The sequence below is a fragment of the Myxococcus sp. MxC21-1 genome, from assembly GCF_032612255.1.
Taxonomy (GTDB): domain Bacteria; phylum Myxococcota; class Myxococcia; order Myxococcales; family Myxococcaceae; genus Myxococcus; species Myxococcus virescens.
Genome location: NZ_CP123278.1, coordinates 5,269,085 through 5,293,988, shown reverse-complemented (window position 1 = coordinate 5,293,988; position 24,904 = coordinate 5,269,085). Strand labels below are relative to the sequence as shown.

The following is a 24,904-nucleotide window of genomic DNA, read 5'->3' as shown; positions in this document are numbered from 1 at the left end:
GGGTCCTGAAATACGGGGAGCCCGTTGCCCTTTCCCGGCAGCTACAGCCGGTAGCCTGCTTCCCGCTCGAAGGGCAGCGTCACGTGGTAGCCGTAGCGCCCCCGCCGCACGAGCAACAGCACGCTACGTCCCCGTCGCGCGGTGAGCAGGGCCTCCCGGAAGGCGTCGTTCGTCGTCACGGGCTGGTTGTTCACACGGAGGATGATGTCTCCGGGCTCCAGCCCGATGTCCGCCGCCGCCGAGCCCTGGCGCACGCCGGACACGGCCAGACCGCCGCGAATCTCCTTCACGCGGAGTCCCAGCCGCTCCCACGCCAGCCCCTCGACCATGCGAGCGGGGAACTCCACGGGCGTCACCTGGACGGTGCGCAGGCCGCCGTCGCGGAAGAGCACCACCGGGAAGGCGGAGCGGGCGGGGTAGCCGCGAACGCGGGTGTCGAAGTCCTCGGCGTCCTGGATGCGCGAGCCACCCAGCTCCGCCACCACGTCCCCGCGCTTCACGCCAGCCTCCGCGGCTGGACTCCCCGCCTCCACCGCCGTCACCAGCGCGCCATAGGCCCGGTCCCACCCGAGCTGCCGGGCGACGCGGACCGGCAGGTCGGCCGTATCGATGCCCACCCACGCCGGGCGCACCTTCCCGAAGCGGGTCAGCTCGTCGACGATGCGGCGCACCTTGTCGGCCGGAATCGCGAAGCCGATGCCCTGCGCGCCGCCGCCGAAGATGGCGGTGTTGATTCCGATGATTTCCCCATCCACGTTGAGCAGCGGGCCGCCCGAGTTGCCCGGGTTGATGGCGGCGTCCGTCTGCACGAAGTCGTTGTAGACGCGGTTGTCGGCGCGGAAGGTGCGGCCCACCGCGGAGACGACGCCCGCCGTCACCGTCTTGCTCAGGCCGAACGGGCTGCCGATGGCGACCACCGTCTCGCCAATCATCAGGTCGGAGCTGGTGCCCAGCTTGGCGATGGGCAGGGGCTCCTTCGCGTTGACCTTGAGCACCGCCAGGTCGTTCGCCGCGTCGCTGCCGATGACCTCCGCTTCGTACGAGCGGCCATCCGCCAGGATGACGTGGATGGCGGACGCGCCCCGGATGACGTGGTCATTGGTGACGATGATGCCGCTGGGGTCGATGATGGCGCCGCTGCCCAGGCCGGAGATTCTCTGACGCTCCGGCTCCGCGCCCATGCCACCGAAGAACTCCTCCAGGGGAGAACGGCGACCCCGGAAGCGCGACTCCACCTCCTGCTCGGTGCCGATGTAGACGACGGCGGGGGAGACCTTTTGCACGACCTCGACGATGGCGTCACGCCGCCGCGCGATGTCCGCGTTCGCCGTGCCCGAGGTCAGCAGGGCCACCACCAGCAGGCTCCACCTCATGACTGCGTGCTTCATTCCAACCCTCCGTGCACCGCCAGGGATTGTCGAGCGAAGGACATTCTGACTGTTGGGAAGGCCGCAGCCTCCCCGGGCTCCCTGGATGCGGTGTCTCGCTCTTCATAAACCACTCCGGTCATCCATGAACGAATGCATCTCTGGGATGCACGTCCTCTCGGGGTGTCGGTACACCGTGGGAGTGGATTGTTATCCTGGCGGCGCGCAAGCAGTCGCGGCGTGCCGAGGCGAGGGAGTGGAAGCATGAGTCTCGTCCTGGTCGCGGACGATGAGCCAGCGGTGTTGGAGGTCCTCAGTCAAGTCGTGGAGGACCTGGGCCACGACGTCTTGAGAGCGCGGGATGGCGAGGAGGCGCTCGGCCTGGCGCGTGCTCGGCACCCTCAACTGGTGGTGACGGACCACATGATGCCGCGGCTGAGCGGCGTGGAACTCTGCCGCCGGATGAAGCAGGAGGCACAGCTCAAGGACGTGCCCGTCATCCTCCTCAGCGCGGTGCTGCCCCAGGGCGCGCCGGAGGCGTTCGCCTTCCTCCACAAGCCCTTTGAAATCACCGACTTCGAATCGGTCATCCACAAATCGCTGGCCGCCTCGCCGGAGCCCCGGATGGAGGCGCACGCGGCGTCCCCCTTGGGCGCGCTGGGACAGTGGGTGGCGCAGACGCTCCAGGGCCCGCTCGAAACGGCCCGCGAGCAGCTTCGCCGGCTGGAATGCACGCCCTCCGTGGACCGCGCGGCGCTGGACACGCTGGCGGCGCAGCTCCAGTCCATCGAAACCGTGGGCCGTCACCTGCGCGAGCTGGCGTGGCTGTCCTCGGGCGAGGCGACGCTGAAGCGAATCGACACGGACGTGGGCCAGCACCTGCGCGACGCGGTGGCGGCACATGGCGCGCACGTCACGCTGGATGTACCCGAGGCGCCAGTCCACGCGCAGGTGGACCCGCCGCGCATCCGGCAGGTGTTCGACGTGCTGCTGGCGAACGCGGTCCGGCAGGGGGACGCGGAGGTGGCGCTCGAAGTCTCCCAGACGCAGCTCACGGTGCGCGTGAAGGACGCGGGGCCGGGGCTGGCCGCGGAGGCGCTGGCCCACCTCTTCACGCCCTTCCGGATGGATGCGAAGGGCGTCTGCGGACCGGAGCTGTATGTGGCCTCGGAGCTGGTGCGCCTGCAAGGGGGCGCGCTGTCCGTCCAGTCACGACCCGGCGAGGGCTCCACGTTCAGCCTGATGCTGCCCAGGAGCACCTGACGCGCGCGTCCCAGGCAGGTGCTGTTCGATGGCGTCCACCAGGGCCTGCTCATCCTCCGCCGCCTGGAAGCGCGCCTTCATGCACTCCAGCTCGCGCCGGTACGACGGTTGTTCGACGACCGCGTCGAGCAGCGGAACCAGGGTGTCGGGCGTCAGCGTGCGAAGGTCCGCGCGCTGCCCCAGCCCGTGGTGGACGACGCGAGCCGCGATGCCGGGCTGGTCGTATTGGACTGGCAGGACGACCATGGGCACGCCGAAGTAGATGCACTCCTTGACGCTGTTGAAGCCGCCATGGGTCACCATGGCGGACGCGCGGCGCAGCATCTGGAGTTGGGGGACGCGCGTCGCGGACACGAGATTGTTCGGGACGGGGTCAGGGCGCGTCTCCCGCCACGCATTGGTGGCCACCACGAACTGCCACGCGGGCCGCCGCCGGGCGGCCTCGGTGACGGCTTCGTGGAAACGCCGGGCCTGCCCGGGGGGCATGGCCATGGTGCCCAGCGAGCACAGGACCAGGGGGCGCTCCGGGCTCAGCCGCTCCCAAGGGAAGTCGGGCTCCTTGCGCTCCAGGTCGATGCAGGGCCCCGTGTAGTGGACGTCGATGGAGAGCCGCACGCCACTGAACTCCACGAACTCTCGGGGGCAGAGGACGAGCATGGGGTCGTGCTCGCCACTGAGGCGCCCCGCGAAGTCCAGATGCTCGGGCGGATAGCCGTACTTGCGCGCCAACGCGTGCCGGTAGCGGAGGTCCGCTGGCTCCAGTCCGACCCAGCTTCGCCAATCCTCCATCTTCGAAGCGAACAGGATGCGCCCCCAGTCGAGCGCGCCTCGGATGATGCCGGAGAGCTGGCCATCCGGGATGACGTCGGAGGTCGGCGGCGGCGTCATGAGCTCCCACCGCATGGGGATGCTCGTGTTCAACACCAGGGTGGGAACCTGGTGGCCGCGGAGGACGAGGAACGGCTCCGGGAGGAGGACATCCGTGAGACCCAGGTCCGGCCGCGTCCGGGTGATGATGGCGTCGAGCTCCCCTTGGAGTATCGACTCATACATCTGGTTCTGCTTGCGCAGCACCTGCAGCAGGTAGCGCACCCGCTTCAGGCCCTTCCACTGGCTCACCCGTTCCTTGACCTCATCCTGGAAGCCCAGGGGGAACAGGTGCTCGAAGAGGCACTCGAAGTCGAACCCCTCCGCGCGGATGAGCGCCTCGGTGTCCCGGATGCCGCAGAAGACAATCCGGTGGCCCCGCTTCTGGAGGGCCCGGGCGAGCTTGAGCGAGGGATTGATGTGCCCACGCTCGGGCAGTGGGCAAACGAGGAGGGTCGACATGGAGGCTCCTGGCGGTGTGGCCCGAAGCCTCCAGGGGCGCTTCGCGTGACGAGACGTCAGGCCTGCTGCGACTTCAGCATCCAGCCAATCATTTTGTACAGAAGCCGGGCGCCGACGTTGCCGTCCCACTCTCCGCCATCGGGGTCGGGGGCCACCTCGGTGAGGTCGAAGCCCACGATGGTGCGCCCGGAGCGGACCACGCCGGCGATGAGGGCCACGGCCTCGGCGAAGGACAGTCCGCCGGGCACCGGGGTGCCCGTGTGGGGGCAGAGCACGGGGTCCAGCCCGTCGATGTCGAAGGACAGGTAGATCTGCTTCGGGAGCAGGGCGACCATTTCATCCACCTGCCGGTTCCAGGGCACGCCGTCGAAGCGCTTGTTCTGGAGGGTGGCGTCGAAGAAGCCGTGCACGCGGCCGTTGGAGTCCGCGATGTACTGGTACTCCTCCGCGCTCATGTCGCGCAGGCCCACCTGGACCAGCGTCTTCACGCCGGGGATGCGCTCCGCGACGTTGTACATGATGGACGCGTGGGACCAGGTGAAGCCCTCGTAGGCCACGCGCAGGTCGGCGTGCGCGTCCAGGTGCAGCACGCCCATGCCGGGGTACTTCTCCGCGTGCGCGCGGATGATGCCGTAGGAGATGGAGTGGTCACCGCCCACCGCGGCCACGCGCTTGCCCTGGTCCAACCAGTGCTTGGTGGTGCGGTAGACGTGCTCGTTCATCTGGTCGCAGAGGACATTCACGTCCTGCGCAGCCTGAATCAGCGCGGCCTCGCCGGAGTGGATGCCACCGGCCTCGATGACGACCTGGGCGCGCTCCTTGGCGCGGGTGTTCCAGTCGCGCAGCTCCTGGGGCTCGGGGAGCATGGCGATGCCACGCTCGTAGGGACGACCCGTCTCCACGTCGAAGAGGTCGACCTGCCGGCTGGCTTCCAGGACGGCGGTCGGCCCCTCGGACGTGCCACCGCCGTAACTGGTGGTGGCCTCGAAGGGAACGGGGATGAGGACGACGTGCGCCTCTTCCGGGGAGTGGGGGAGGCCGAACACGCCGGAGTCCGGCTGGGCGGCGGCGCTGGGGTCGAAGTGGGTAGCCATGGCGGCGCAGGATAAAGGCCCGGTGTCGGGGCGCAATGGTCTGTTACTTCTCGATGCGTTCCTTGACGTCGAAACGTCCGGCCAGCACCTGATGTTTCTCAATCACCAGCCGGTCCGCCGTCAGCACGCCCCGGACGTCCAGGCTGTAGTCGTTGTAGAAGCAGCTGCTGCTCCGTCATCGAATCCGTTCCTTCAGTGCGCGATGCGGATCACGCCCACCGCACCACCAGCTTGCCCACCGAGTCATTGCCGGCCATGCGTTCCAGCGCCTGCCGGATGTCCGCGCGCGGCACCACCGCGTCTATCACGGGCCGCAGCGCCCCTGTGCGGAACAGCGGCAACAGATGCCGCTCCGCGCTCTGCGCCAGCGCGATCTTCTCTTCCAGCGGACGGCTGCGCAGCACGGTGCCGGTGATACGCAGCCGCTTCGTCAGCACCGTGCCCAGGTTCACCTCGGTGGCCGCGCCCGCCACCAGCCCCACCAGCATCAGCCGCCCCCGGGGCGCCAGGGCGTTCAGCGTCTCCGGCACGTAGCTGCCGCCCACCAGGTCCAGGCACAGGTCCGCGCCCCGGCCGCCTGTCTCCTCGCGCACCGCGTCCGCGAAGCGCGGCGGCTTGGCGTCACACAGCACCGTGCGAGCCACGCCCCAGTCGGCCGCGCGGGTCAGCTTCGCCGCGTTGCGGCCGGTGCCCACCACGCGCGCGCCCATGGCACGGCAGATGAGCGCCGCCGCCGAGCCCACGCCACTGGCCACCGCGTGGACGAGCACCGTCTCGCCGGGCTTGAGCTCGCCCTGGAGCACCAGCGCGTCGAACGCGGTGAGGTACGCCTCCGGAATGGCCGCCGCGTCGGTGAAGTCCATGCCGTCGGGAATGGGCATCGCCTCTCGCTCGTGGGTGACGAGCAGGTCCGACCACGCGCCTCCGCCCACCAGTCCCATGACGCGGTCGCCGGGCTGGAAGCGCCGTGCGCGCGGGCCCACGGCCACCACCTCGCCCGCGTACTCCAGGCCTGGAATGTCCGGTGCCACGTCCGGCGGGGCGGGGTAGTGACCACGAAGCTGCAGAAGGTCCGCCCGGTTGAGCGCGGACGCCCGCACCCGGACCAGAATCTCCCCTGGACCTGGGACGGGCTCGGGACGTTCTTCCTCGGCGAGGACCTCGGGGCCTCCAGGACGGGTGATGCGAAGGACCTTCATGGCAGGCGCCTCCCATGGAATGGCGGGCACGAAACATCCTGGCTCGCGAGAGCGTCAACGCTTATCTAGAACACCGTCCATCATGAGCACCCTGACGTGTCCCATCTGCCAGAAGCCCGTTCCCCCGCGCGGGGAGAACGCTGCCTTTCCCTTCTGTTCCAAGCGCTGTCGCGCCGTGGACCTCGGCCGGTGGCTCGGCGAGGAGTACCGCGTCCCCGACCGGCAGGCGGATGAGCAGGAAGACGAGCTGCCTGCCGACAGCCACCCGGCACGCCAGCACGGCGACGCATGAGCGGCTTCGTCGACCTGCACTGCCATTTGCTGCCCGGTGTGGATGATGGGGCACGCACGCTGGACGACGCGCTGGAGATGGCGCGCGCGCTGGTCGACCTTGGCTTCTCCACCGTCGCCCCCAGTCCACACGCGCGCCCCGAATACGCCCCCGTGGAGGTGGTGGACGTGCGCCGTGCGGAGCTGGCGGAGGCCCTGGAGCGCGAGCGCATCCCGCTGGCGTTGGGACGCAACGCGGAGAACGTGCTCGACGATGCCTTCCTGCGAGGCCTCAGCACGCCCCAGGCCCGAAAGTTGGGCCCGGGCCGCTACGTGCTCGTGGAGCTGCCCTACACCGCGCCCGTCCCCGCGCTGCCGGACATCCTCTTCCGCATCCGCACCAAGGGCGTGGTGCCGCTGCTGGCGCATCCCGAGCGCTGCCTGGAGTTCGAGCGGAAGGGTCGCGCCGCGGAGGCCGTGCGAGCTGGGGCATTGTTGCAACTGGACATCGGTGCGCTCATCGGCCGCTATGGCGGCACGGCTAAGAAGCTGTCGCGCGCCTTCCTGGACGACGGGCTCTATGCGGTGGGCGCCACGGACCTGCATGGGCCCGTGGGGGCCCGGGACTGGGTGGGCCGCTCGCTGGCGGAGCTGCGGAGCAGGGTAGGGGAGGCGAGCTTCGCCCGTCTCATGAGGGACAATCCCGCGATTTTGTTGGCCGGAGAGTCACTGGAGTCCGACCCGGACTGACGGTATACCCGGCCGCTGTGAAACGTGCCGTCAAACTCCTGGCCAGCCTCCTGGTCACCTTCCTCTTCATGTGGTGGGCCTTCCGGGACACGGACTGGGCGACGCAGCTGGCCAGCCTGAAGTCGGCCAACTACGCGTGGCTGGTGCCGTACTTCGGCTGCCTGTTGGCCATCCACGTCTTCCGCACCTTGCGCTGGGGCTGCCTTCTGTCGGGCCTGGAGGAGGTCCCGTTCCGAAAGCTGAATGAGGCGTCCGGCATCGGTTTCATGATGCTGCTGGTGCTGCCCTTCCGCTTGGGCGAGTTCGCGCGGCCCTTCCTCATCGCGCAGCGCAGTGGCATCCGCCGCAGCGCGGCCATGACGTCCGTGGTGCTGGAGCGCATCGTGGACGGCCTCTTCGTGGCGGCGATGTTGCGGGCGCTGCTCTTCTTCGTGCCCACGGAGACGCCGGAGATTCGCTACGTCAAGCTGGGCTCGTGGCTGATGTTCGCGGTGTTCGGCGGCGGTCTGGCGTTCCTCCTCTTCGGCCTCTGGCAGCAGCAGCGCACGGTGAATCTGGTGCGCGCCACGGTGGGTCGGCTGGCGCCGCAGGTGGCGGACAAGGTGGCGGACATCGTTGACACCTTCGTGGGCGCCATGCGGCAGTTGCCGAAGGGGCGGCAGGTCGCGCTCTTCTTCCTCTACACGGCGCTGTACTGGGGCGTGAATGGCGCGGGGATGTCCATGCTGGCCAACGCCTTCGACTGCTCGGGCGCGGCGCCCGGCACCGTCTGCGAGCCCATGGACCTGACGCTGTTCCAGGCCTACGTCGTGCTGGGCGTGCTGGTGGTGGGGCTGATGATTCCGGCGGCGCCGGGGATGATGGGCACCTTCCAGGCGGCCACGAAGGTGGGCCTGAGCCTCTTCCTTCCGGCCGCCGCGGTGAATGCCAGCGGGCTGGCCTACGCCAACGTCATGTGGCTGAGCCAGACGGTGCAGCAGGTGGGCCTGGGCCTCATCCTGCTGTCCATGGGGCACCTGTCGTTCAAGGACATTGCCGGCAAGCTGGACGACAAGGACGGCGAGGCGGCGGCACCTTCCGCCTGACGCGGGGGCCGCCTCCCGGCCCCGGGGGCCGTGTCGATGCGGCTTCCTACGGGGTGGGCGACGACGCCTGCCCCGTCTCCGCGGGAGCGGCTTCCGTCTTCGCGGGGGTGGTGTCACCGCTCTTGCCCGTCACCACGCCCTTCACCTTCTCCATGGCGGCCTTCGGGTCGATGTTGCCCTTGAGGGTGCCGAACGGCGTGTCGATGACCTGCTCCCGCTTCTCCGAGGAGGCGTAGCCCTCTGGCGCGCACAGGGCCTTCGCGCTGTCGCGCACGGAGACGACCGGGGTGGTGATGGTGGTGGAGTCCTCGGTCGTGGCCTTGGCGACGAGCTTGTCGTCGCGCATCAGCACGCAGCGGTCCTCGCCGTAGTACCAGGCGGTGGAGCTGTCCGGGAACTCCTGCGCGCGCGTGGGCCCTGAGCCCATGGCATCGACGACCTGATGGGACGACATGCCCGGGTAGAGCTTGTCGAAGCCGGAGGTGGCACAGCCGGCGGCGGCGAGCGCGAGTGCGGCGCTGACAATCGGGAGACGCATGGGGTGTGGGGCTCCTTCCGAAAAGGAATCGCGGAGCCTACCTCGGCGTCACGTCCGGCCTCCAGGTGGGGGCCGGACGCATCGTGTCAGAGTTCCTGATCCAACCAGCGGACGATGGCCTCGCGAATCGAGGCCGGCCGCTCGGAGTCCAGTCGGGTGCGAAGCAGTCGGGCCGCGTCGGCGTCGCGCAGCATTGAAGCGGGCATCAGCTCACGCGTGCGAGGAAGGGATGCGCGGGGCGCGACGGCGGCAGACCTCATGACTGGCCTTCCTCCTTGGGCGCGCCGCGGCCGTACTTGCCGAGCAGGTCTTCCACGGCCTCGCGCAGGTACTCGCTCTGGTGGATGCGGGTCCGCCGCGCCAGCTCGCGCAGCTTCTGGACCTGCTCCTCGGGGACCAGGACGTGGGTGGAGACGATGTCGGCATCCGGGCCTCGGACGTCGACAGACACTTCCGTGGCCGCCGGGGACGACGGAGCCTCGGGGCTCAGGGGACTGGCGCTTCCATCCTGCATCGGACTTCCTCCGGGCGTGGCTGCTACAGGCCGCTACCTGCCTGTCCGCGGCATTAGGCGGGCGGACGGGCACGCCGTCAAAAAATGCGCCGGGGGCCAGGGGCTCGAGCCGTGCCGCAGCTCGCGTTGACAGGGCGGTATCGCGCTGCTACTTCGCCGCTTGCCTTAGGGGAGTAGTTCACGCCAGCGGCGCTGGCGGCGGGAAGCTCGACACACTGGCTGGAAACGGCCCGGGCCCCCACCTCGTGATGTTCGCGAGACGAACGAGACCTTCGGACAGGGATTGTCGTTTCTTCCTGGCCGAGGTCCGTCGTGCGCGCGTGCTGCCCTGGCGTCTCCCACGAATCTGAACCCCGGCCCTGTGGTTGCGAGGGAGTCGTCATGTTGGAAGCGCTCGTGGGTTCGTTCGTGTTGGTGGCCGCCAGTGAGATGGGGGACAAGACGCAGTTGCTCGCGTTCTCCCTGGCCACGCGGTTTCGCAAGCCGTGGCATGTGCTGGCGGGCATCTTCGTCGCTACCGTCGCCAATCACGCGCTGGCGTCCAGCGTGGGCAGCTGGGTGTCCACGCACGTGCCGGCGAAGTGGATGGCGCTGCTCCTGGCGGTGCTCTTCATCGGCTTCGGTTTGTGGACGCTCAAGCCGGACACGCTGGATGAAGATGGCGGCAAGCCGCCGCGCTTCGGCGCCTTCCTCACCACGGTGGTGCTCTTCTTCCTCGCGGAGATGGGGGACAAGACGCAGCTGGCCACCATGGCCGTGGCCGCGCGTTATCAGGCGCCCATCACGGTGACGCTGGGCACCACGGCCGGGATGATGCTGTCGGACGGCCTGGCTGTGTTCCTGGGGGACCGGCTCGCCGGGCGGGTGCAGATGAACTGGGTGCGGTGGGCCGCCGCCAGCCTCTTCTTCATCTTCGGCGCCCTGTCGCTGTGGACGGCGCTCCGGATGTCCTGACGGCTGGGACGCGCAGTGCGAATGGGGCGATGTGACGGAGAAGTGTATTGCGCTTCATCACGGGAAAAGCTCCCATGTGAGAGGTCTGGGATGACCCGGACCTTTCTTCAGGAGCTGGAATGCGTTCCCCCATTCGTTTCTCCGCGATGATTCTGATGAGCGCCCTCATGGGCGCGGGTTGCAACGGTGCCCAGCCGCAGGACCCGCCGCCCGAGGCCGAGGTGGTTGCCGAGACGGCGGAAGTGAAGCAGGGCGCCGTGGGCGACGTGGTACTGCGCTGTGACGAGTTCCAGGGCGGCACGCACCTGGAGGTCGTCCAGACGGCGACCGGCTTCGAGGCCGCGTACGTCTCCGAGGAGTATGACCCCTGGGATTGTCGCTGCACGTACACGAAGCGCGAGATTCTGGGGCAGTACAACCAGTGCCGCCGGTCGACGGTGGACCCGCGCATCATGAACTGCTACCGCATCGAGCCGAGCGGCACCATTGGCAAGGTGGTGCTGTCCACCACGCGCGTGCAGAAGACGCAGATGGTCATCGGCAGCAGCACGACGGTGAACTACAGCGAGCTGAGCGTCGCGGCCATCAACCAGGACCCCGGCCAGACGCCGCGCCGTGACTACGTCTTCCCGCTGAGCGACTGCCAGTAAGTTGTTCCAGGGCCGGGGAGCCGTCGAGCCCCGGCCTTTTTTCGTGGGGGGAGGCGATGATTCCGGGGGCGGTGGGGCGTCTCACTCGCAGGAACCCATCCCTGGAGGTCATCGTGGCATCGCAAGCTTCTCCGAAGGATCCGGCACCGCGCGGTCCCCATGTCGTCGTGAGTCTGCCGACGCGGGACCTGAAGCGGGCCTTTCGTTTCTACCGAGAGGGACTCGGCTTCCGCCTCGTCGTCGAGACGGCGGAGGGCACGATGCCCGAGCCCGTCCACTTCACGCTCAACGCGGGCGTCAGCCTGATGCTCATCCCCACCGGCGGCTTCGGCTGGGTGGCGGGGGGCAACAAGGTCGCGGAGCAGGGCGTTTCGGAGTGCATCCTGAGCCTGTCTCTGGAGACGGAGGCCGAGGTCGAGGCGCTCATCGCCCGGGCGAGGGGGGCCGGGGCGGAGATCGCCGCCGAGCCGAGCCAGAAGCCCTGGGGCTACTCCGGGACGTTCAAGGACCCGGACGGCCACGTGTGGATGCTGCAGAAGGGGCCCTGAAAAGAAAAACCCCGGTGTCACCGTGAAGGTGACGCCGGGGTAGTGGCCAGGGTCAGACTTGAACTGACTACCTGCGGATTATGAGACCGCCGCTCTAGTCCCTGAAGAACGCCGCTCCAACATGGGTTCTAGAGGCATTCTGCTGTGGGTTGACCGCTTGTACCCACGTCATCCAGAATTCGTACCCACTTTGTACCCACTAGGCTGATGGGCAAGGGGGAGTGCGTGCCACGGTGGTCCGAGAAGAAGTGGAAGGGCGGTAGGACGTACCTGACCAAGGACGGCGAGACCGTCTACGTGCTCATCCGGCAGATGAAGGCACTCCGGGAGGCGGGGCTGCCGCCGAGGCCCGTCATCACACTCGGCGCGGTCAGCGAGCGCCAGGCCGAGGCTGAGCTGGCCCTGTACCTCCGTGACCCGGTGGCCTACGTCCGTGCTCGGGCGAAGCCCGGTGAGACGTCCCAGCCTGCCCAGGAGGACTCCGCCGTCTACCTGGACGAGGCCGCCGTCGCGAAGTTCCTCGCGTACCTCCGGAAAGAGGGCCGCACAGAGCGCTACATCCGGAACGTGGGCTTCTACCTTGCCGCATGGGCTGAGGACCTGGCTGGCAAGGACCTTCGCGACGTCCAACTCCAGGGGCTGCTCAAGATCCTCTCCAGCTATCCCCGGAAGTCCAAGGACCCCGATACTGGCAAGGAGGTCATTCAGAAGGCCGCCCGCAAGCACCGCATCACGGCCCTGAAGTCGTTCACGGCGTGGCTGCGGGAGGTGGAGGCGGTCCTTCCACAGTCTCAGGACCCGACGCTGGCCTTGAAGGTGCCTGCTGCACGACCGGAGAAGGCGCGTCGGGCTGCCATCGGGGGCAAGAAGGGCTACGAGATCCGCGACATCGAGCGGCTCTATGCGGCCATCAGCCCTTGGCGGTCGAAGAAGTTCGGCTGGACCGCGAAGGACGTTCCGGATGTGCAGTCAGTCCGGGATGTGCTCCTCATCCACTGCAAGACGGGGATGCATGCCACGGAGATCGAACGTCTCGCCAGGGGAGAGGGCAAGGTCAGGGTCGTCAAGGACCAAGGTGAAATCGCCGCAACCATCACCTTCATCCACAAGAGTGGCAGGGTTCACGTCCAGAGCATTGACATGCAGACCCTGGCGGCGGTTCGGCGGCTCGTCGTCAGGAAGGCCGCCCCGGTGGATAGCTACATCCGCAAGGTCGTGAAGAAGGCCGCCGACAGTCTCGACATGGACCCGATCCGCTTCGGGGAGCTGCGGCATTCCTTTGTGACCTGGGCGCGGGAGTGTGGAGAGGAGGTTCGACCCAAGAGCGGCGGTCTCTCCCTGGAGGCAGTCGCGGCTGCCATCGGGCACCAGTCCATCAGGACCACGGTCCGGCACTACGACAACACTCAGGTCCCTCCGATGGTGAAGATCCCCATCAAGTTGATGCACCCGCAGGATCCGGTTCCCCTCGGGGCTGCTGCGCCGGCTTCCGAATCAGCTTGAGAATGGCGGCTCGGGTAGCAGCCCCGGAGGGCCGCGGACTCCTGGCCTGACGGCGCGCGGGTTCACGCTCGGGGCCGCTGGCCAACAGGGCCTCGATGCTCTCGACGGTCACCATGGTTGCGCGACCCAACTTGGGGCCACGGCGGAGCTTCTTGGCGTTGAGCAGCTCGTAGACCCGGGAGCGACCGCAGCCAAGCCATGTGGCGGCCGTGTCAATGGGCACCGCTGGAGCCGGAGCTGCGTCTGCTCTGGAACGGATTGTCTGGAGGTCGGCGCGGAGCGCCTTGCTCTCGTTGCTCAGCGCCAGTACCGCCTGGCTCTGGACTTGAAGCTCGGCACGGAGCGCGCGCACCTCCGCCAGGACGAGATCCTGGAACGTGGTGTTGTCGTTCGCCGGGGCGACCAGCAAGGGGATGACCTTCACGTCGTTGCTCACGACGACCTGTAACGAATCTCCAGGTGGCGACCCGGGGGCCCCAAAGCCTGAGCCGCTCGCGGCCTCGCCCGAACAGCAGCCATCGTCGAGATGCGAGCGTCTCATTCACGTCGTCAGCGCGAGCCGACCTCTCGCTGAACGGAAGCAGAGCAGGGGCTCGTGCAGCCGATCCGCATGTCGGAGCCTGATAGGGCCGGGATCTACGCCCAACGGAGAGGGGCCGAGCAGTCGGGTAGCTCGGCTCCTCGTCTCTCACCTACGGCTGGCGCTGGAGTGGCGTTAGCAGGCCTGCTCGGTCGAGCAGACCGCGCACCGTCTCCGCGAGATCTACATGCTCCGCGTTGGTTACAGTGAATCGCTCGGGGGTCAGGACGATGAGGGTCCCCCTGTCCTCAACCGGCTCAATGCAAACGGGAGCGGGGAGGGGCGGCACTTCACCTCGATGATTCGCCAGGTACATCACCCATCCGACGCGAGGAGCCCCCCTGACGCTTCGTGTGTCGATCAAGTTGCCGTGCGCGTGAGATGCGGCAACGCCCCAGTCCGGCTCCCACGCGATAGCTGAAGCACGCAATAGCCCGGTAAGCACTGGGGCGGTCAGTACTCTCTCCGCAGAGGCCCCACGACTCGGTAGCGCGAACGCACACGCGTTGTTCACCCTTGCGGCATAGCTGCCGCATGTGATGCGGAAGCTGCTTGTCTCATGGTCGTCGTTCGCCCCATTCCAACCCTCGATGCGAAAACCTATCTCTTCTACGACGCGGTCCTTGCCTCGGAGGACGAGCTTCTCAAGCTCGGTGCGGACAGGAACGATGGGGCGCATTCGAGCGTCGCGGCGAGACTTGCCGGTCTGGAACCAGCGAGCGAATGAGGAATCAACTGCTCCCAAGGTGGTGAGAAGAACCTCCGTCCGCCGAGCACAGTCCTCAGGCAGCTCTCTTCTTGGCCCCCAATAGGTCCCTGCATAGTACGTCTCGGTCATGTTCCACCTTGCTCACATGAGTGGAGGAGTGAAGATAACTTCGATCCCCTCGACGCCGTTTGCCCTGAATAGCTCCCTGATCGCCTCGGCTGTCTTCTGCTCAGCGATATGCCACCGGAGTGACACGTCAGGCGGGGCCTTGGCCAGTTGGCGCTGCGCCTGTTCAACAAGTGCCCTTGCCCCCGAACTCTCAAACCAGACCTTCGGCTTGAGATTGTCGAGGAACTTGTTTGCATAGCCCGGCCCCTTCGCCTCCAGCAGTACGCCGTCCTCGAACCCATCGAACTTCACGCCTCCGCTGTTCTTCCCGACTCCACCGACCCAGTATGCCTCGTCGGCGGAGTGACCCGTGATTTGTTCCTGGTAGCGCCGCGCACGGGCGGACATGGACTCATTGGCAGGTCCCCACTGTCCAGGTCCCTTCGATGGTGCTCCACTCTTTTCCGCCGCGCTCGCCCGCTGAAGGATGATGGCTGCCCCAGGACCTCCACTCAGCACGGCTGCGGATTTGCCCACCGGCACCATGACGCGCTCAATCGCCAGCGCTCCCTGCGCGGACAGTGACAGCACCGGGACTTCAGCCGTGACCAACGCCGCCCCCTGTAATGTGCGTGTCGTCGCGGATGCGGCCCCCCAGGTTGCGATGAGGTTCGTCACCATCTTGGAGACGACCTGAATCTGCTCGCCCCGCGTCATGTACTTGAAGCGATCCAGGTACTCGGGCGACGACTCCAGCAGCGCGGCTACGGCAGTCGGCATCTGTCGGAGCGCTTCGAGGTTCTCCGCGGGAGTCGACGAGAAGAACCTCCCCACGGCGAGGGCCAGCCCAACGAATGCCTCTTCAGCCCCATCCAGTGAGCGACTGACGACATCAGCATCGTCATGGACATCCGCAATTGGGAACCTGTTGGCCTCCCGCAGCTCCGCGTCCAGAAGTCGGAAGACTCCGGTGCGCCCGTTATAGAAGCGGCCCATCTCGAAGCCATGCGAGCGGAAGGCCCCATCCCTCCACTCGACGGGCGCCACCCGTTGCTGTGTCTTCCCGGTCCGTACCCACGCGAGATACCCGTCGGGCCGGAGCACCGCGACACCGGAGAAGCGCTCGACGCGCCGCACCAACTCGGCCCGCGACACCTCTCCCGTGTCCAGCACTTCACGCAGGATGAAGCCCACCGCGACACGGGCCGGGAACTGCCCCAACGTTACGTCCTTGCCCAACAGCACGTTCAGTAGTCGGGCCGCGTGGATGGGCGTGAGCGAGCTGCCCGCCACGGGTCGCGCGTCGTGCTCTTCCAACCCTGCGGACGTCAGCAGCGCTTCCCAGGTGTCTTTTTCCGAGAGGGAACGCGTGGCGGCAAACTCCGTCGAGGTGCTCGCTTTGGTTGAGATGCTCGCCTCGTGGGACTTCTCTTGTCGGAATCCTCGGTGATGTCTCAGCCGCGCGTGGTCACCAGACGAAGTGGCACCCTCGCGGGGGGTGGCATTGCGCCGGACTTCTTTGGGTCGCTCCCCACGGGACACGCGTGACGTGACGCTCAGCGTCCCACCATTCCCGGGAGTACCTGACACCGAGGCGCATCCCGTGGTGAGCAGGGCCAGGGTCAGCAACAGAGGGTTAGCGCGCATTGTCTACCCCCAGTCCCACCGAGGCGAAGGCGCCAGGTCGCAATGTCCCTTCAGCCGTGGGGAACAGCAGCGTGCCACCCGTCCCCATCGCGTAGAGACCGCCCCCCAGGAACCTCCACCGGATTGCCGCCGCCCCCAGGTAGCGAGCCCCAGGTTTGCCCGCGCCCACGGCCAGCCCCTTCAACGTCAGCTCCAGGCTACGCTCGAAGAGCTGCACCGCTACGCGTCCGTCGACGTCGACACGCCCCCAGGAGAACACTTCGGCTCCCACTGAGAGAGACAGGTGCTGCCTCGGCCCGCCATGGCTGACTGCATCCCAACCCACTTCCGCGTCACCGAAGATCGAGTAGCCGTCCGGGAAAGGCGCATCCGCAATCGGCATGGCGCTGGGCCCCGCCGCCTCGAAGCGCGCCAACTCGTAGTCCGCCCCGAAGAAGCCTTGCCGGAAGCCCCCATTCTGTCGCCGCCCCTCCAGCCGCAACGCCATGGTGAGCGTCCGGCTCCTGGCATCAGCTCCTGCTCCCGCCACCGCGCCCCATGCCCCTCCCTTCCCGGGCCGCCCACCCCAGCCCGCGAACACGTGCGCCTCGAACCCGGGCCGGATGACCAGCACGGCAACCGCATCCAGGTGCGCGAGAGTCACCGGCGCCGCATGCCCACCAGCTCGCCCCCAGTCATGCACCGCCGACAGCCCCAGCGTGTAGCGCGACTTCTTCTCGGGCTTGCCGAGGAGGGTGTGCTCCAAGTCCAACTCTACTTCCGCCCCCATGAGTCGCGCCCCGAGCACATCAGAGGTGAACGCCTCGACGTACATGGGCCCCAACCTGCCGGTCAGAACGCCCGCTGCCGGGTGGTAGTTGGGATTCGCACGGTGATCGTAGCGCCGGACGAGATGCCCGGAGAGCAGGCTGTAGCTGTCGAGCTTCCCGAACCACACGCCCAGCGGCGAATTGTCGGACCCCAGCTTGAGCCCCCGGACCAATTGGCCCCAGTCTGAAAGCTCGTCCCAGTCCTCACGCCGGACAACTCCGCCATCCTTCGGCCCCCACATGCGAAGGCGCAGCGGAGTCCCGAGGTCGACGCCAAACTCTTCTCCACGCTCAAAGACAATCGTGGGTTCGATCTGAAAGTAGCCCTCATCTGCCCCAACACCAGCACGGGGCAAGATCGCCCACGTTGTTGCCTCGACGCGAAGCAGGTTCGCCCACAGGTCCTCTGGCTCGTTAGCGGGAACGGGTAGTGCTTCCTCTCCCTCATCAATCGCGGTGTCCTCGTGCGACTCGTCACTCGACGATCCTTCCTCCAACTCCTCGGGCAAGGGGGCGCCATCGGATTCTTGGGCCCATGCCACTCCAGGCAGCAATAGCAGCAACGCAACAACCCAACTCAGCCTCTTTTGCATACACGCCCCCAACGCGTGCCCCGAAATGTGGCACGAAGAACACACGTCTCCCGGTCGGCTCAGTGACTTGAGTCGTGTCGGTGGTGAATCAGCTTTGGTGAAAGTGATTGAGTGCCGACATCAGGCGGTCGGCGGGGCCACATTCTTCTTCGCTACGCGCTATCGCCTTCGGTCAGTGCCAACCGCGCACCCCTGGCAAGCCGAGCTGCCGTTGTTGCCTCGTTGCCCTTCGCGCGCTCTTCAGTCGGGGCCTCGACTTCCATGCCCTCTCGCTTGCTTCCCGGAACAGACTTTGCCACCAGCGCCGTCAGCTCGGCCACGGCATCGGCCTTCGTGAAGACGCCGCCCATCCACGCGTTGATATCTCCTGCCAGTTCCCGCGCTGACTGATAGCGCTCAGCGGGCGCAGGAGCGAGCAGCCTTCCGAGGATCACTCGCAGGCTTTGCGGCAACCCTCGCGTCGACTCGTCTACGTCAGCCTGAGTAAACGTGGCGGCCTGCCAAATGGCGGTCTCCACCGCCGGTTGCAAGCCCGCGAGTGTCGCACGTCGAATCGCACGTTTGACTCGGCGCTGGCGTCGATCCGAGAGTGCCGCGACCCTCTCAGGGTCAACAGTTGCATCCGGATAGAGCAGGCATCGACCGGTCGCCAGCTCCAACATCACGAGCCCCAGACTGAAGAGGTCCGAGCGCGCATCAACCTTCCCACCGAGCAGGGATTCAGGGGACGCATAGAAGAAATCCCCTTGAGGACGACGAACCGACGATGTGAGGCGCCCCGGGAGCGTCGATGTCGCGGCCCCGAAATCGGAGATCTGGACCGCACCGTCCCAGTCAAAGAAGATGCGCTCTGGGTCGACAGCTCGATGGACGATGTTGAGAGGATTCCCGTGTGCATCTTTCGCGGTGTGCGCATGGTCCAGCGCGTTCGCCAGTTGCACGCCGATGTAGAGCGTCATCTCAGGCGTGAACCAAATGCCCAGCTCGGCCACCATCGAGAGCAGGTCTGTAAGGCTCGTTCCTGTTGGGTGCTCCAGAACGGCGTACCAGTAGCCATGCACCTTGTGCAGCCCCAACACCTTCAAGATGCTGGGGTGGTCCAGGTGTTCGGCAATGCGAACTTCCTCCAACAGCTTCGCTCGGGCGCGACGGACACGACTCCCGGACGGGCCGGACTGATCGGGAATCGCCTTGAGCAAGACCTTTCCTCGAGGATGACCTTCGGAGGTCCGCCGTCGCGCCAGGAAGAGGCTTTGCCCATGGTGGGCTGCGCCCAGGTTCTCCCGGAACTCATAGGAGTACCCATCCGCCGAGAACAGGATGGCCCCCTTGGGAAGTCCAAACTCAATAGCCTTTGATGCCATGCACTACCCCCCTGCCGAGTGGGTGACCTCGCCATAAGCGAAGGACGCACAAGCTATCGTCGGTTGCCCATGGGGGGGAACGCCGTCACAGGTCCGGTGCTCAAAATCGCGGCAAACGCAAAAAGTGAGCACCCTACCCAATAGGTACTCTCGGGGCACTCAGGGCCAGCGGTCCACGACGTAGCCGCCCCCAGCGTTGCTTGCCTGAACCCGGCCATCCTCGTACCCGTAAGCGGTCATCTCGACCACGAAGCACACGGGCCGCTCGTCCTGCCCGGGCAGCTTCACGCGGTCATAGCGAATGACCAGTGCGGGCCCTTCCGAACGGCCCATCTTGTCGGACAAGTAGTACGCCTTCCCGTAGAACCGGGTTCCTGACGGAGCGACCTGCCGTTGCCTGGAGTCGATTCCCTTGGGAACCACTCCTTCAACCTCCGCCCCCGCCGTGAACCAGACGCGTTCACCGCGCTTGTAGCGGCTATCCAGCGTAACGGCGAACGACTCGTTTACCTCCCAGTGAAGATCCTCCCGCATCGCCTCTTCGGCCCCCGCTGGGCAGGTGAAGGACTCCGGCCGGAGCTGCGCTCCCGGGCAGCCCGCCGCGAGGGCTGCGACGAGCGTCATCGTTGCACATTCAGCGGCAACGGCGGTCCGCGCCTTCCCGCGTGGCTGGCGACCTTGGAGGGGAGCGGCGGGGGTCGGAGAATTCTTCACGGTGGAACCTTCCTTCTGAACCTGGGCGACAGCGTCCGGGCCCTGCTGCGCAACGGCTGCGGAACTGGAAAGGGACATAGCAGGAGGGACCGAGGGCGGAACCGGAATCAGAGCGGCGGGAGCCGAGCGCCGCCCCTCGTCCTGGAGGCTCGGGGCAGGGGAGGGCACGCTGCGGTTGAACCAGAGAGCCCCAACCGTCGCAAGGACGCCAAAGGTGGCGAGTACGGCAAGCCCCCACGCCTTCGTGCCACTACGTGGACTCCCAGCCGTACGCCCAGCCGTCACCGTCACAACGCCCCCCTCCACACTCGCCTCAATTGGGAGCTGTTCCGATGGAGGATGAACAGGGCGCTGGTACTCTTCGCTGGAGTCTGCCAGCAGCTCCCTCAGCTCCCGGCGTAGCGCCTCCGTGTCGACCGGACGTCGCCCTGGTTCGCGCGACAGCAGGCTTTCGACGAGGTCGCTCAGAAGTTCAGGGACACGGCGATTCACGGTGCGCACGACGGGCGGCTTGACGCTTGGGCTGTTGAGCGAGACGCGTACATCGGTAGCCGTCGGTCGGGGATCCGTCAGGAGGTCATAGAGCATCGCTCCCAACGCGAAGACTTCATCAGCGACCTGATAGGCGTACCGTGCTCGATGCTGGTCCTGGTGCGCCATGAGCCAGCGGAACTGCTCCGGTGCGCGAAAGCGGTCTGTCCCTGGGGGCAGGCCGCTATCCGTCAGCTCCTCGGCGGCAGCAAACGTCGCACAGCTAAAGTCGATGAGGACCGGCTCTCCGTCGCTCTTGCGAATTAGCACGTTCGATAACTTCAAGTCGCGATGCAGAACACCACGACTGTGCATGTACGACAGCGCGCTTGCGAGCTTGTCGAAGACCGTCAGCAGCTCGCGAAACGTTGGATGCTTTCGTTCCGCCCACTCGGCCAGCGTCCAGCCTTCGACGTAGTCGAGCGCGAGATACGCATTCCCATGTTCAGAGTAGCCGTACCCTTGATGTCTGACGATGTTCGGATGGTCGAGCAGCAGCAGGGCCGTCAGTTCCCGCATTGTTCTGGCATGGGTTTGTTTGTCGTCTCCGCTTGATTCGCGATGGCGCGCAAGCTTGAGAGCACATGAACGCGTGTGCTTCTCGATCAGATAGACGACGGCAAACCCGCCATTACCCAGTTCCTTCACCACGCGCCATCCATCAATGGCCAGGCCCGAAGTTGCTTGGGAGTGGGGAGCTGTCATTGACTACTCCCTGCGCTCGACTTGGGGAAGCGTACGTTGGGAATCACAAGCGTGCGGTCATCCCCCAGGATTTCCAATGTGAAGACGGGGTTGGCGCTCAACTGCGCTACATCCGCAACAACGAGCAGTCGCCTGCTGTGTTCTGGCTGAATCGCGTCGTTTCCGCTATTCACGACACGGGCGCGCAATGGCAGTCCGGTACGTCCTGTCAACACTGCTTCGCGAGGGAGCCAAGGACGCTGTCCAGAGGAGTTGTCGACATGCATATCGACGAGCACCCACCCTTTTCCTCGATACGCCGATGCGGCAGTGACGGCAAAGCCTCGTGCTGGAACCTCGTGGCTCTTGATGGGGGTCACCGAGACCCCCTCCTTGTCCACGAGCCCCAGCAACACGAGATCTTCGGGCTTGGGCTCGCGCCTGGCATCGGTGGGGCAATCCACACCACTCTCGAGACGCGTGACATCAATGCGTAAGTCCACTTCGGCCGGGTCTGTCATGAGTGCGAATGCGGCTCGCGCGGGTGCTCGGCCATCCGCGAAGTACGTCCCAATCTCGTAGTGCTCGCCTTCCGGCAGATCGGCCACGGGTTGGACAATGACCGACCGCTCCCCCGCGTCCAGCACCCGAATCCGGGTCTCATCGAAGGTGAGGCTCTTCCGGTTGATGGGGGACGGGAACAGGAACACTGTTGGCGTGTCGTGCGCGACGCGGACGACAGGAAGCGGCTCTGATGGGCTGCTCGCGACGGCTACGGACCGCTCCCGCTTCACACGCTCAACCTGAGTTGCCCTTGCTGGCGCCGCAGTTCCCAAGAAGAGCACGACCGAGAGGGCCAATCTTACCGGCGGGTTCAATGGCGCATGACCTCCACGATTCAATGCTAGCACCGGAAGAATTGCATAACGGAGCTATGCAGGAGGCAGACCCTTTACCTCCACAGGCGCCCTCCTCCGAGACCGCCTTCAATCTCCGGGCTCGACGGTCGCCCCCTGTCCTTACGAGACGCGGAGCATCACCTGCGTGGAGTGTCAGTTGTGCTGGCGAGGGACGAGCCACTTGCGAACTACACGGCCATCAGCTTCGAGCGCCACGGCCCGAATCAGTTCTGCTCTGCCTCGGACCTGGTCGCCTGCGCTCGCCGGGCCTGCTCCAGGAGTACCTTGAGATCGCGCTCAGGTAGGTTCCGGGTGGCTTCGTATATCTCGTCGCGAAGGCTGTCCCCGAGCACAAGATCAGGAACTGTCACACCCTCGAAGGCGGCGGCGAGCCTCGCGAGTGTGTGGATGGTCGGCACTACAAGCCCGCGCTCCAACTCGCTGATGTAGCCACGCCCGAGGCCCGTCTCCTCCACGAAGGCATCGAAGCTGAAGTCCTGCTCCTTGCGAAGTTGGCGCACCCGGGCCCCGACGGCCTTCGCCTGCGGGTCCGGCTTGGTGCGGTGCCTCGATGCTGGGGTGCGCCCCCTGGACATGGAGGCGCTGTAGCGAACACCGTCCTTTCAGTGGTTCGGGTTCCCGAACTAGACTCTAAGGGGAGGGAAGTGCATGCACAAGGACGCAGTGGTGTCTTGGGGGGCCCGCGCAGTCAGGGGGATGGCCATCGGCGTGCTCCTGGGGGCCGCCAGTCCGGCCCTGGGGCAGGAACTCATTGGCGAGCTTCAGGCCGAGGTGGTCAACTTCGAGTGGACAATGCAGGCCATCGCGAACGATGCGGAACTCTGCGATGGCCTGGTCTCGGAGCTCTTGGAGAAGATCGACCGCAGCGCCTCCGTGGGGGAGAGGAAGCTCTACAAGGACTACTTGAAGACCGCCCGGAGGTGTGCCGCTACGACGAATCAGGTCATCCGAGATGGCGTGGCGCTGAACCGTCGCTGCTCCAGCGTCCTCAATGACCTGCGAGACGTGAACGACGCCCCTGCTGGCTCCAATGCCGCCCGGAGGCGCGGGGCCGTGCGCAAGGCCGCCAGCGGCTGCGTGACCGGCTTCGGCAAGTGGAAGGCTCAGGTTGAGGACCTCAAGGAGGTTCTGAACGTCGCCATGGACATCATGCGTTCCACCTGATGTCCCCGGCATCGCAGCAGCCCCCCTGACGGTGGAGTTCGGTTGGTCCCTACTGGCCGAGTGCCATCACCATTGGCTCCAGAACCCAGGGGATGACCCTCGATGAGCCGAGGGCCGTCTCGACCGCGCAGGAGGTCCTCCTCGACCGATGCCTGGACGCGCTCACCGCGATGATGGGCATCGCCGAAGTTCAGATCCTGGTGCCTGGACGCGATGGCCGGGTAGGTACGTGGCCACAGGCACGCCGTGGGGTGTGATGTGACGTGCGGTCGCTCTCCGCACCTCGGATACGGAGGGATTTCAAGGGGTTCCGGAACCTGTCAACGCGAGTGAGACAGTGAGTTCGAGAGATTACTGCGTAGCTTTCAGTGAGGCGGAGAGCCGCGCGGGGTCGTTTATCCAGACGGAGGTAGGCGGTGCCTTCGGCATGGGAGCACCGCGAGGGAAGCGCTCAGGGTGAGCGGCGTAGGCAGCGGCGAGCACCGCAGCGCGGGCCGCGAGGCGCTCGGCCGCCAGGCCAAGGTGCACGTCGTAGGGTGTCAACAGGCCGAGGCCGCCGTGGTGGTGCTCGTTGTTGTACCAACCGAAGAAGTCACTGAAGTGGCCGCGAGCGTCCTGGATGCAGCCGAAGGCCTCGGGAAAGTCAGGCCGGTACTTCATCGTTTTGAAGTGGGCCTCGCTGAAGGGGTTGTCGTTGGAAACGTAAGGCCGCGAGTGCGTCTTCGTCACGCCCAGGTCGGCCATCAGCAAGGCCACCGGCTTGGACGTCATGGAGGAGCCTCGGTCGGCATGAATCGTCAACTGGCCGGGTACTACGCCCTGGCGCTCGCACGTCAGCGCCAGCAGCTTCTTCGCCAGGGTGGCCGACTCGCGGTGGGCCACCATCCACCCGACGACGTAGCGGCTGAAGACGTCCAGGACGACGTAGAGGTAGAAGTACGTCCACTTCGACGGGCCGTGCAGCTTCGTAATGTCCCAGCTCCAGAGTTCATTGGGCTTCGTCGCGTGCAATTGGGGCACCGGGTGGTTCGGGTGGCGCAGCTGGTTGCGGCGCTCACGCACCTGGTGATTCTCAGCGAGCACCCGGTACATGGTGCGCTCGGAGCACAGGTAGCGCCCCTCATCGAGCAACTGCGCGTAGACTTCCGCTGGCGCCGCATCCTGGAATCTCGGCTCATGCAGCGCCGCGAGCACCTCGGCCCGCTGCTCGGGGGCCAGCGCCCGCGGTGAGCGGCTTCGGCGCGCCGGCCCGTGCTTGGGCCGTGCTCGTCGGTAGTAGGTGGCACGCGGCAGTCCCAGTGCCGGCACACCGGCGCCACGCCCAGTTCGCTCACCGCTTCCAGGGCCACGCCCATCAAAGCTCCTCGTCGGGCTTCGGCAGCTCCACTCCCAGGATTTCCGATACTTTTTTGGAGGTCCAGCAGGGCCTCGGCGCGCTTGAGGCGCACCTGGGCACGGGCCAGTTGCTTCTCCAGTTCGGCGACGCGTCGGGCGCTCGCATCGGGAACCTTCGCCGGTGGGCCTCGCTTCTTCGGGCTGCGGGCTGACAGCTCTCCCGCTTCGCGCTGGCGTCGCCACGCGCTCAGCAGCGACGAGTACAGCCCTTCGCGGCGCAGCAGCGCCCCAACCTCACCGGGCTGCGTGCAACGGTCTGCCTCCGCCAGCACCCGCAGCTTGTACTCCGCCGTGAAGCCTCGTCGCCTCGCCTTCTCCTCCACCTCGGTCTCCCGGACCCGAGCCTCTTCCACCACTGCGCTCATCGTTCCTGCCTGGGTCGCCCTGCACACTAAACTGCTGGGTACGAACTGTCTCACTCACGTTGGCAGAGAGGGTTCGCCGCTGAGTTGATGCCTGTGCAGTGTGCAGACCGCACAAGAGAAGACGGAGGAAGGATGAGCAGTTCCCAAAGCCGCCGCGCTGCCCATGGGGTCGTGGCGCCGAACTGAAAGTGCGGCCGCACAACCGCACAGATGCCGAAGCCGTTGAACTTCCAGGGGAGCCTCGAACTCAATCGAAC

At 66.5% G+C, this 24,904-nt stretch carries 26 protein-coding genes and 1 tRNA gene; 10 read left to right on the top strand and 17 right to left on the bottom strand.

Annotation, left to right across the window (positions count from 1 at the left end):
- Nucleotides 1-41 precede the first annotated feature (41 nt).
- Nucleotides 42-1,388: a trypsin-like peptidase domain-containing protein gene (locus tag QEG98_RS23540; protein WP_090490834.1), complete on the bottom strand. Its 1,347-nt coding sequence runs from the start codon at nt 1,386-1,388 to the stop codon at nt 42-44.
- Nucleotides 1,389-1,631: 243 nt separating this feature from the next.
- On the opposite strand from QEG98_RS23540, the gene QEG98_RS23535 reads away from it, so the two are divergent.
- Nucleotides 1,632-2,630: a response regulator gene (locus QEG98_RS23535; protein ID WP_316562900.1), complete on the top strand. Its 999-nt coding sequence runs from the start codon at nt 1,632-1,634 to the stop codon at nt 2,628-2,630.
- On the opposite strand, the gene QEG98_RS23530 is transcribed toward QEG98_RS23535, so the two are convergent.
- From QEG98_RS23530 to QEG98_RS23520, 3 genes are all read right to left on the bottom strand, one after another.
- Entirely contained in the window at nt 2,577-3,959 is a 1,383-nt protein-coding gene (locus QEG98_RS23530; RefSeq protein ID WP_316562899.1) for a glycosyltransferase, read from the bottom strand. The genes QEG98_RS23535 and QEG98_RS23530 overlap by 54 nt on opposite strands.
- A 56-nt stretch (nt 3,960-4,015) precedes the next feature.
- The gene (locus QEG98_RS23525) at nt 4,016-5,053 is read right to left on the bottom strand and encodes an agmatinase family protein (protein WP_316562898.1); all 1,038 of its coding nucleotides are present in this window, start codon (nt 5,051-5,053) and stop codon (nt 4,016-4,018) included.
- Between the two features lie 209 nt (nt 5,054-5,262).
- Nucleotides 5,263-6,252 (bottom strand): NAD(P)H-quinone oxidoreductase, encoded by a 990-nt coding sequence (locus QEG98_RS23520; RefSeq protein WP_316562897.1) that lies wholly within the window; start codon nt 6,250-6,252, stop codon nt 5,263-5,265.
- Nucleotides 6,253-6,334: 82 nt separating this feature from the next.
- Between QEG98_RS23520 and QEG98_RS23515 the strand changes: the two genes are divergently transcribed.
- From QEG98_RS23515 to QEG98_RS23505, 3 genes are read left to right on the top strand one after another with little or no spacing between them, the layout of a single operon-like run.
- Nucleotides 6,335-6,544 carry a DNA gyrase inhibitor YacG gene (locus QEG98_RS23515; protein WP_020478355.1) on the top strand — a complete coding sequence of 70 codons (210 nt, stop codon included), beginning with the start codon at nt 6,335-6,337 and terminating at the stop codon, nt 6,542-6,544.
- On the top strand, nt 6,541-7,272 hold the full coding sequence (locus QEG98_RS23510; RefSeq protein WP_316562896.1) for a tyrosine-protein phosphatase: 732 nt from the start codon (nt 6,541-6,543) through the stop codon (nt 7,270-7,272). Before QEG98_RS23515 ends, QEG98_RS23510 begins: the two co-directional genes overlap by 4 nt.
- A 17-nt stretch (nt 7,273-7,289) precedes the next feature.
- The gene (locus tag QEG98_RS23505; RefSeq protein ID WP_316562895.1) at nt 7,290-8,357 is read left to right on the top strand and encodes a lysylphosphatidylglycerol synthase transmembrane domain-containing protein; all 1,068 of its coding nucleotides are present in this window, start codon (nt 7,290-7,292) and stop codon (nt 8,355-8,357) included.
- 46 nt (nt 8,358-8,403) lie between these two features.
- Here QEG98_RS23505 and QEG98_RS23500 read toward each other — a convergent pair whose 3' ends face one another.
- The 3 genes from QEG98_RS23500 to QEG98_RS23490 form a co-directional block, all read right to left on the bottom strand.
- Entirely contained in the window at nt 8,404-8,895 is a 492-nt protein-coding gene (locus QEG98_RS23500; protein WP_316562894.1) for a hypothetical protein, read from the bottom strand.
- Nucleotides 8,896-8,981: 86 nt separating this feature from the next.
- A complete protein-coding gene (locus tag QEG98_RS23495; protein ID WP_167371110.1) occupies nt 8,982-9,155 on the bottom strand; it encodes a hypothetical protein in 174 nt (57 codons plus the stop codon).
- Complete coding sequence (locus tag QEG98_RS23490) at nt 9,152-9,409, bottom strand: ribbon-helix-helix domain-containing protein (protein ID WP_316562893.1); 258 nt, start codon at nt 9,407-9,409, stop codon at nt 9,152-9,154. The genes QEG98_RS23495 and QEG98_RS23490 overlap by 4 nt, the downstream gene beginning before the upstream one ends.
- A gap of 381 nt (nt 9,410-9,790) precedes the next feature.
- Here QEG98_RS23490 and QEG98_RS23485 point away from each other — a divergent pair, with 381 nt between their 5' ends.
- The 3 genes from QEG98_RS23485 (at nt 9,791) to QEG98_RS23475 (ending at nt 11,561) form a co-directional block, all read left to right on the top strand.
- Nucleotides 9,791-10,363 (top strand): TMEM165/GDT1 family protein, encoded by a 573-nt coding sequence (locus QEG98_RS23485; RefSeq protein WP_316562892.1) that lies wholly within the window; start codon nt 9,791-9,793, stop codon nt 10,361-10,363.
- Between the two features lie 119 nt (nt 10,364-10,482).
- A complete protein-coding gene (locus QEG98_RS23480) occupies nt 10,483-11,013 on the top strand; it encodes a hypothetical protein (RefSeq protein WP_090490823.1) in 531 nt (176 codons plus the stop codon).
- Between the two features lie 167 nt (nt 11,014-11,180).
- Nucleotides 11,181-11,561, top strand: a complete 381-nt coding sequence (locus QEG98_RS23475) for a VOC family protein (RefSeq protein ID WP_316562891.1) — start codon at nt 11,181-11,183, stop codon at nt 11,559-11,561.
- 43 nt (nt 11,562-11,604) lie between these two features.
- Here the strand turns inward: QEG98_RS23475 and QEG98_RS23470 are convergent.
- Nucleotides 11,605-11,674 (bottom strand) — tRNA-Met (locus tag QEG98_RS23470).
- A gap of 94 nt (nt 11,675-11,768) precedes the next feature.
- On the opposite strand from QEG98_RS23470, the gene QEG98_RS23465 reads away from it, so the two are divergent.
- Complete coding sequence (locus tag QEG98_RS23465) at nt 11,769-13,064, top strand: hypothetical protein (RefSeq protein ID WP_316562890.1); 1,296 nt, start codon at nt 11,769-11,771, stop codon at nt 13,062-13,064.
- On the opposite strand, the gene QEG98_RS23460 is transcribed toward QEG98_RS23465, so the two are convergent.
- The 4 genes from QEG98_RS23460 to QEG98_RS23440 all read right to left on the bottom strand — a co-directional run bounded on the left by QEG98_RS23460 (nt 12,997) and on the right by QEG98_RS23440 (nt 17,273).
- Nucleotides 12,997-13,500 (bottom strand): helix-turn-helix domain-containing protein, encoded by a 504-nt coding sequence (locus tag QEG98_RS23460; protein WP_316562889.1) that lies wholly within the window; start codon nt 13,498-13,500, stop codon nt 12,997-12,999. The two genes, QEG98_RS23465 and QEG98_RS23460, sit on opposite strands and share 68 nt — an antisense overlap.
- A 256-nt stretch (nt 13,501-13,756) precedes the next feature.
- Entirely contained in the window at nt 13,757-14,482 is a 726-nt protein-coding gene (locus QEG98_RS42100) for an immunity 52 family protein (protein ID WP_410477828.1), read from the bottom strand.
- Between the two features lie 12 nt (nt 14,483-14,494).
- A complete protein-coding gene (locus QEG98_RS23445; RefSeq protein ID WP_316562888.1) occupies nt 14,495-15,706 on the bottom strand; it encodes a Tox-REase-5 domain-containing protein in 1,212 nt (403 codons plus the stop codon).
- A 391-nt stretch (nt 15,707-16,097) separates the two neighbouring features.
- A complete protein-coding gene (locus tag QEG98_RS23440; RefSeq protein ID WP_410477827.1) occupies nt 16,098-17,273 on the bottom strand; it encodes a hypothetical protein in 1,176 nt (391 codons plus the stop codon).
- Between the two features lie 108 nt (nt 17,274-17,381).
- Here QEG98_RS23440 and QEG98_RS42095 point away from each other — a divergent pair, with 108 nt between their 5' ends.
- On the top strand, nt 17,382-17,474 hold the full coding sequence (locus QEG98_RS42095; protein WP_410477826.1) for a twin-arginine translocation signal domain-containing protein: 93 nt from the start codon (nt 17,382-17,384) through the stop codon (nt 17,472-17,474).
- A 188-nt stretch (nt 17,475-17,662) separates the two neighbouring features.
- On the opposite strand, the gene QEG98_RS23435 is transcribed toward QEG98_RS42095, so the two are convergent.
- The 4 genes from QEG98_RS23435 to QEG98_RS23420 all read right to left on the bottom strand — a co-directional run bounded on the left by QEG98_RS23435 (nt 17,663) and on the right by QEG98_RS23420 (nt 22,298).
- On the bottom strand, nt 17,663-18,874 hold the full coding sequence (locus QEG98_RS23435; RefSeq protein WP_316562886.1) for a serine/threonine-protein kinase: 1,212 nt from the start codon (nt 18,872-18,874) through the stop codon (nt 17,663-17,665).
- 159 nt (nt 18,875-19,033) lie between these two features.
- A complete protein-coding gene (locus QEG98_RS23430; RefSeq protein ID WP_316562885.1) occupies nt 19,034-20,824 on the bottom strand; it encodes a serine/threonine protein kinase in 1,791 nt (596 codons plus the stop codon).
- Nucleotides 20,821-21,681, bottom strand: coding sequence for a DUF2381 family protein (locus QEG98_RS23425; protein WP_316562884.1), 861 nt, complete (start codon nt 21,679-21,681; stop codon nt 20,821-20,823). Before QEG98_RS23425 ends, QEG98_RS23430 begins: the two co-directional genes overlap by 4 nt.
- 245 nt (nt 21,682-21,926) lie before the next feature.
- Nucleotides 21,927-22,298, bottom strand: coding sequence for a helix-turn-helix transcriptional regulator (locus QEG98_RS23420; RefSeq protein ID WP_316562883.1), 372 nt, complete (start codon nt 22,296-22,298; stop codon nt 21,927-21,929).
- Nucleotides 22,299-22,371: 73 nt separating this feature from the next.
- Here QEG98_RS23420 and QEG98_RS23415 point away from each other — a divergent pair, with 73 nt between their 5' ends.
- Nucleotides 22,372-22,887, top strand: coding sequence for a hypothetical protein (locus QEG98_RS23415; protein ID WP_316562882.1), 516 nt, complete (start codon nt 22,372-22,374; stop codon nt 22,885-22,887).
- 351 nt (nt 22,888-23,238) lie between these two features.
- Here the strand turns inward: QEG98_RS23415 and QEG98_RS23410 are convergent.
- A protein-coding gene (locus tag QEG98_RS23410; protein WP_316562847.1) for an IS3 family transposase occupies nt 23,239-24,647 on the bottom strand; the annotation gives its coding sequence in 2 pieces (ribosomal slippage) (nt 23,239-24,191 and nt 24,191-24,647; 1,410 coding nt in all).
- Nucleotides 24,648-24,904: the final 257 nt, after the last annotated feature.

Bases quoted from the DNA above. Each gene is read 5' to 3' on its own strand.
- QEG98_RS23540 (WP_090490834.1), bottom strand. From the start codon at position 1,388: ATGAAGCACGCAGTCATGAGGTGGAGCCTGCTGGTGGTGGCCCTGCTG.
- QEG98_RS23535 (WP_316562900.1), top strand. From the start codon at position 1,632: ATGAGTCTCGTCCTGGTCGCGGACGATGAGCCAGCGGTGTTGGAGGTC.
- QEG98_RS23530 (WP_316562899.1), bottom strand. From the start codon at position 3,959: ATGTCGACCCTCCTCGTTTGCCCACTGCCCGAGCGTGGGCACATCAAT.
- QEG98_RS23525 (WP_316562898.1), bottom strand. From the start codon at position 5,053: ATGGCTACCCACTTCGACCCCAGCGCCGCCGCCCAGCCGGACTCCGGC.
- QEG98_RS23520 (WP_316562897.1), bottom strand. From the start codon at position 6,252: ATGAAGGTCCTTCGCATCACCCGTCCTGGAGGCCCCGAGGTCCTCGCC.
- QEG98_RS23515 (WP_020478355.1), top strand. From the start codon at position 6,335: ATGAGCACCCTGACGTGTCCCATCTGCCAGAAGCCCGTTCCCCCGCGC.
- QEG98_RS23510 (WP_316562896.1), top strand. From the start codon at position 6,541: ATGAGCGGCTTCGTCGACCTGCACTGCCATTTGCTGCCCGGTGTGGAT.
- QEG98_RS23500 (WP_316562894.1), bottom strand. From the start codon at position 8,895: ATGCGTCTCCCGATTGTCAGCGCCGCACTCGCGCTCGCCGCCGCCGGC.
- QEG98_RS23495 (WP_167371110.1), bottom strand. From the start codon at position 9,155: ATGAGGTCTGCCGCCGTCGCGCCCCGCGCATCCCTTCCTCGCACGCGT.
- QEG98_RS23490 (WP_316562893.1), bottom strand. From the start codon at position 9,409: ATGCAGGATGGAAGCGCCAGTCCCCTGAGCCCCGAGGCTCCGTCGTCC.
- QEG98_RS23485 (WP_316562892.1), top strand. From the start codon at position 9,791: ATGTTGGAAGCGCTCGTGGGTTCGTTCGTGTTGGTGGCCGCCAGTGAG.
- QEG98_RS23480 (WP_090490823.1), top strand. From the start codon at position 10,483: ATGCGTTCCCCCATTCGTTTCTCCGCGATGATTCTGATGAGCGCCCTC.
- QEG98_RS23465 (WP_316562890.1), top strand. From the start codon at position 11,769: ATGGGCAAGGGGGAGTGCGTGCCACGGTGGTCCGAGAAGAAGTGGAAG.
- QEG98_RS42100 (WP_410477828.1), bottom strand. From the start codon at position 14,482: ATGACCGAGACGTACTATGCAGGGACCTATTGGGGGCCAAGAAGAGAG.
- QEG98_RS23435 (WP_316562886.1), bottom strand. From the start codon at position 18,874: ATGGCATCAAAGGCTATTGAGTTTGGACTTCCCAAGGGGGCCATCCTG.
- QEG98_RS23430 (WP_316562885.1), bottom strand. From the start codon at position 20,824: ATGACAGCTCCCCACTCCCAAGCAACTTCGGGCCTGGCCATTGATGGA.
- QEG98_RS23420 (WP_316562883.1), bottom strand. From the start codon at position 22,298: ATGTCCAGGGGGCGCACCCCAGCATCGAGGCACCGCACCAAGCCGGAC.
- QEG98_RS23415 (WP_316562882.1), top strand. From the start codon at position 22,372: ATGCACAAGGACGCAGTGGTGTCTTGGGGGGCCCGCGCAGTCAGGGGG.